The following is a 5,380-nucleotide window of genomic DNA, read 5'->3' on the forward strand; positions in this document are numbered from 1 at the left end:
TGAACTCTGACAGATCGTCGTCGTTCATCGACTCCGGGGTGATCGCGGTCGTCGCGGCCAACTGATCCGAATTGTCGTCGGCGTGTTCCATATCGTCGATCGCGATCGGCTCATCAGACAACTCCTCCAACCCGGTGTTGTCATCAATTAGCGTGTCGCCGGTGGCTTGAAATGCGATCGTGTCGTCTTCTTCGACCGTTTCCATTTGTGAGAAATCGGTATCCTCCACCGTCGCACTCGATGGATCGGCCGCCGACTGTGTTGGTTCCGCCTCTTCCAAATCCAACCCCGCCAATCCCATCGCTCCCGCACCAGCGGAGGCAGCCGATGCCGCCAGGGGGGCTGCCGCGGCGACGCCCATACCCGCGGCAGAGGCGAGCGGTTTCATCGACGACTCTCCCGACAGCGTGTTCGGATCGTCGGACGATTGCCCGCCCCCCCAATCGCCGGGAACGTCTGCGTCCTCGCTCAGTGCCGCTTGGTCGCCGATGATCACGAGCGAGGGAGGCATGACCTCATTAATTTCCTTCGCGGACAACGTTTCCAAACACCACGGACATTGGGCTTGCGCCGAATCCGCCGCGCGGCCACCGGCTAAGAACGCTTCAGGTACCCGAACGGATTCATGACATCGGGGGCACTTCGTAACCAACATGAGCGGAGCCGAATTATTGCGGAGGGGAACGTGATCCAATCAGAAGCGGAAGCATTATAGCTCCCCAAGAGTGAAGATTCAGCCCCGCAAATGGTTCCAAATCGCCGCAGCAAATTCAGTTCTCGATCGATGCCATGTGCTCGTCTTCGTTCTTGATTTCGTGATTGAGAATCTCCAGAAGAGTCTGCAGGAAAACGACAACCATGGGCCCCACGAGGATCCCGATCGGTCCGAAAACAGAAACGCCGCCGATCACGCTGAGCAACGCAAAAAGCGGATGCAATTGGCTGCGTCCCTGCAACACGTATACCTTGATCACGTTGTCGATCGACGAAACCACGCCCGCCCCCCAAAGGGTCAGCAACACGGCCGGTATCCAACGCTGATCCACCACGCCGAGCCACAAGGCGCACGGAACCCACACCGACGCCGCCCCTAAAAACGGGACAAGCGCCATCAAACTGGTTAGGAACAACAACAGCACGATTTGTTCGAAACCACACACCCAAAAACCGAGCGTCGCCAAAATTCCTTGCACGATCGCGCTCGCGACGCTGGCCAACACCACCGCCCGGCTCGTCCGATCGAACTCCATCAGCAATTGATGTTCGTAGGCGTCGTCCATCGGGGACAGACGCATCAATGTGGCGATCATCCGCGGCCCATCGAGCAGAAAGAAATAGACCGAGATCACCAGGATCACCAACCCGAAAACGATCTGCGCCAGCACACTGCCCGTCGCACTGGTCAATCGAACAAACCGCGGCTGCAACGATTCACGGGCCCCGCGAATCAAACGACTAAAGTCGGCCTTGTCCGGATTGGCCAACAACTTCAACTGACTCTGCAGCGCCCCGCCCAACTTCAAATGCATCCACGTGCGAATCGACGCGGCGGTGAAGACCGCGTTCTGTTCAAACTGCTCGGCCACGTTCAACGTTAACAACGGGTTGAGCCTCCCGCCCGAAACCTCATCGCTCTGCTGTTTGTCGGCGGCCCGCAGTGCGTCGGCGAATGCTTTCGTATTCTCGATCGCCGCTTCCGCCGCGTCCGACGAGGCCAAACTGCCCGGCACGTCTTCCTGCAGGTACTCGATGATCAACGCCGCTTTGTCGAGCTCGTTGGCTTTGCTCACAAAGTCGAACTGGGGGTCAGCGATCGTTTCTGGCATGTCAATCGCCGGCACCGCGACGCCCATCGTGTCAACGATCCGATCGAGTTCGCGGAAATGCTCCGCGTGAGGCAGATCCAGCCCCAACTGGCCGCGGACCCGGTCCATCGCCACCGACGCACTGCCGTTCATTCGCGACAACAGCACCGTGAACTGCGTCGTCGCGATGGAAATCAACATCAACAACGGCATCAACACGATGAACAACACGAGCGACGTGGTCAGCCCGGCCGACAACCGTTTGCGGCGATTCGTCTTGAGCAACAACCACTGATAAACGGGACGAAAGATCACCACCAAGAGCGCCGCCAGAAACAACGGCACAAAGAACCCGACCATCACCTGATAGAACAGCACCCCGACGGCCAGGATCCCGATCACCAACATGACCACGGACATGATCCGCGACAGCGACGGCAGTTGCGGGAACAACGCCTGTTTCATAGCCACGCTGCCTCGGGGTGTTTCGTTCGCGAACGTATCCACATCCCCCGGCCGCCCGGTCGCACTCTCGTTCGCGGAAACGTTCGATGCGTCTTTTCGTTTCTCTTCGCCGCTGGGTTTAGTTTCAGCCTTCGCTCTGAGCTCAGTTCCGGGCTCAGTTCCGGGCTCAGTTTCCCGTGCGTTCGTTTCACGCTTTCGTTCGGTTCGCGGAGCATCGGCGTTTGCCTGCGAGGTCGTTTCTGCCGTGTTTTTAGCGGCCGATTCAGGTCGTTTGGATCGGTTTCGTCGTCGGGTCATCGGTCGCTCGGCAAGTCCCCGCGGTGCCGCGGGACGGAAGAATCGAAATAATCAGAATTATCGTCAGAATCGTCAAAGTTGACCAAGGGCCCAGACCGATACCACTCCCGGACAGAGATCTCGCGTCGCTCGGTGGAGCGTACGGCGTGAGAACTTTGTAGGGGGGCTTTCCAATTCAACGGTTTGCACGGAAGTCCATGACGTGAATGCCTTGTGGCGTTCGCAACCATGGGTTTCACGGCAACCGCCGATCCAGGGAAGTCCAGGGCATGAAACGCTCGCTGCTATACCGCTACACTGCTTACTTGCAACTCGGGCTCGCGCTCCTGCTTGCCAGCGGTTGTGCACCTACACAGCCATTCTTTCTCAACGAATCGCCCGACCTGAAGTATTACCTTCAAACGGCGACGCAGATTGAATATCCCGACGTGGACGTGGAAAGTCTACCCGACACCACGCAAACGTTGCGTCCGCTGACGATCGGCAACCACGATTACCAGTTCTGGAATCTGCAGCTCGAGGAAGCAGTCTCGATCGCGCTCGCCAACGCGAAGTTCTTCGTCACCACCAGTGGCATCGCGGAACAACGTCAAAACGTCGCTGACCAATTCATCAGCGGAACCGCCGACCAGTTCGGCAGCGTCTACGACGTCGCGATCAGCCAATCGACCACACAGTCGGTCCCACTGACGGTCGACGCCAACGGCAACCGAGTCTTGCCACGAGGAGTCTTGCGTGCCAACCAAGTCGGCGGTGTCGAAGACGCCTTGGCGGAATTCGATGCTCAAGCGAGCGGCTTCCTGAACTACAGCAACACCGATCGGCCCAACAACAGCCCCGTTGCGGCAACCCAAGCCGATGACGTGACGTTCCAACAAGCCATCAGCAAACGCCTCGCAACCGGCGGCGTTGCGACTTTGCGAAACCAACTCGTCTACAGCGACAACAACCTTCGCGACATCGCACCCAACCTGCGTAGCGTCGACAGCGATTACACCGTGTCGATCGAAGCTCAAGTGCAACAGCCGTTGATGCGAAACCGCGGCACGCTGATCAACCGCATCCCGGTTGTCTTGGCCAGCCTCAACGAAGACGTGTCGATCGCCGAATACGAAATCCAAGTCCGCAACCTGGTCCGCGACGTCGAAGTCGCCTACTGGGACCTGTACGTCGCCTATCGCGGCGTCGCGACGGCCATCATCGGTCGCAACAGTGCGATCGCAACGGCCCAGTTTGCTCGCCTCGCACTCGAGAACGGTACCGGAACGCGTCAGGAACTCGCCCAAGCCGTCGAGCAGTACTACCAATTCCGTGGCTTGCTCGAATCGGCCATCGCCGGATCGAACCTACCCGGTTCGGACCGCCAAGGCGTCTACGGTGCCGAGCGACGTCTGCGTGAACTGCTCGGCATCTCGCCGACCGACGGTCGTTTGATCCGCCCGATCGACGAACCAACCATCGCCCGTGTCGAACACGACTGGAACGAATCGGTCGCACAGGCCCTGTACCTGTCGCCGGAACTGCGTCAAACCAAGACCCGCATCAAACAACAAGACCTCGAACTGATCTCCGCGAAGAACCAGATCCTTCCGGAAGTGAACCTGTCGTTGCTGTACCGCTGGGTCGGCGTCGGTGACCACCTCGGCCCACCGTCGGGCAGCGATGCTGCACCGGTTTTCCCTGGCAGCAGTGCCTTGGACACACTCACCGATGGCAACTTCCAAGAAGGTGCGATTCGACTCGAAGTCACTCCGGCCGCATTCGGTGCCCGTCGCGAACTGACTCGAATCCGTGGTGCGAAATTGCGTCTGGTTCGCGAACGAGCCAACCTGCAAGAGAAAGAACGCTTGCTCGTCAGCCGCCTTTCCGACGCGGTCGCAAAAGTGGCCACCCACTATCAACTCGTCCAAACCAACGCACAACGTTGGCAAGCCGCCGAACAAGAAGTCGAAGCCCGCTTGGCCGAATTCAAAAACGGCCGCAGCCCGGTCAACGTCGTCCTGCAAAGTCAACAACGGAAGGCTCAAGCACAGATCGACTACTACCGTGCTCTGGGCGAATACAACAAATCACTCAACTACGTTGACTACCTCAAAGGCACCATGCTCGCCAACAACAACATCATGCTGCGGGAAGGCCCTTGGAACAAGAAAGCGTACTGGGACGCTCTCGAACGGGCTCGCGAACGCAGTGCCGGCAAGGAACTCGTCTACGGCGTGAGCCGACCAGGCGTCGTCCGCACCGGACCGCTCCGCGACGCCGCCTCGGCATCGGAAATCATCGGCAGCGGTACGATGACTCACGGACAAACCATGTCGCCTGAGTCGATGATGCTCAACGAACCGGGCCTTAGTAGCGAGTACGGTGACTCGATCAACGATCCACTCGGAATCAACCTCGACCCGTACCGCAATCCGGTCGAAGTCAACGATCAACCGCTCAGCGAACTCGGCGACACACCAGCAGAATTGTTCAGCCCCGCACCAGACGGCAGTGGCCTACAGGGAGAGAACGTGCCCACCCCGGCACCAACGCTCGAGTCACCCTCGCTGAGTGCACCATCGCTCGAATCAGCACCCAACATGATCCCGACACCGCAAGGTCAACTCGACAGCACTTCGACCGGCCAACCCTCGCAGTGGCAGTCTGCTCGACACGTCAAACAACCCGCACGCGTCCAACCGGTCAACTATGACACCCCGGCACCGTCCGAATACGTGCCCGCACCCGTGCGACGGATGGCGATTCCTCGATAAAACAAAATCGAACCATCCCTCAACCAAACATTGCTTTTTCCGTGTAGGGGCGGAGGC

2 protein-coding genes and 1 pseudogene are annotated in these 5,380 nt (G+C 59.0%); 1 reads left to right on the forward strand and 2 read right to left on the reverse strand.

Annotated elements, in window-relative coordinates:
* Nucleotides 1–655: pseudogene (locus tag RSSM_RS03310) on the reverse strand (hypothetical protein); the annotation flags it as partial.
* A gap of 115 nt (nucleotides 656–770) precedes the next feature.
* The gene (locus RSSM_RS03315; protein WP_008674472.1) at nucleotides 771–2,567 is read right to left on the reverse strand and encodes an AI-2E family transporter; all 1,797 of its coding nucleotides are present in this window, start codon (nucleotides 2,565–2,567) and stop codon (nucleotides 771–773) included.
* Nucleotides 2,568–2,836: 269 nt separating this feature from the next.
* Here RSSM_RS03315 and RSSM_RS03320 point away from each other — a divergent pair, with 269 nt between their 5' ends.
* Nucleotides 2,837–5,323: a TolC family protein gene (locus RSSM_RS03320; RefSeq protein ID WP_008674474.1), complete on the forward strand. Its 2,487-nt coding sequence runs from the start codon at nucleotides 2,837–2,839 to the stop codon at nucleotides 5,321–5,323.
* Nucleotides 5,324–5,380: the final 57 nt, after the last annotated feature.

The sequence above is a fragment of the Aporhodopirellula sallentina SM41 genome (assembly GCF_000346505.1).
GTDB lineage: Bacteria > Planctomycetota > Planctomycetia > Pirellulales > Pirellulaceae > Rhodopirellula > Rhodopirellula sallentina.